We start from the raw sequence: 489 nt of genomic DNA, 5'->3' as shown, positions 1-489 counted from the left end.
GTTCGACCAGAAATACGGCCACCTGGTCGACCGCCAGGCCATGCACGATCAGCTCGACGGTTTCGAGCAGGCCATGCAACACGCCCAGCAAGCCGCCGAAGACCGCGCCAACGACCATACCCGCTGGGTGGTCAGCGAACGCTTGTTGCAAGCGCTGGACCGCTACGACAACGCCGACCTCATCAACGGCCTGGCCTTTGCCGAACAGACCGGCCAGTGCGTGATCGGCATGGAGTTGAGTGAAGGGGGTACAAAGGTGCTGGACCACTGGTGGCGCAGCGACGTGGCAGACCGGGGCAACCTGGCGATGCGCGGCATCACCTACAACCAGGAGGATCTGCGGGAAGCACTGGCGGCGCTGCTGGAAGCGGCCAAAATCGAACCACAGTCAGCGTCATCCTTCGCCCTGCCGGAAGCGCTTGCCAGGCAAGCCCATGCCGCTGCCAATGCCTTTGGGCGCATCAACACCCTGTACGAACAGATGCAGGC

Annotated in this window: 1 pseudogene; it reads left to right on the top strand. The window is 63.4% G+C overall.

Annotation, left to right across the window (positions count from 1 at the left end):
* Window positions 1–489: pseudogene (locus I8746_RS27700) on the top strand (hypothetical protein); the annotation flags it as partial.

This window comes from Pseudomonas sp. USTB-Z (assembly GCF_019691255.1).
Lineage (GTDB): Bacteria > Pseudomonadota > Gammaproteobacteria > Pseudomonadales > Pseudomonadaceae > Aquipseudomonas > Aquipseudomonas alloputida.
Note: the sequence above shows the minus strand (reverse complement) of the source record. Positions and strands in the feature narration are given on the sequence as shown.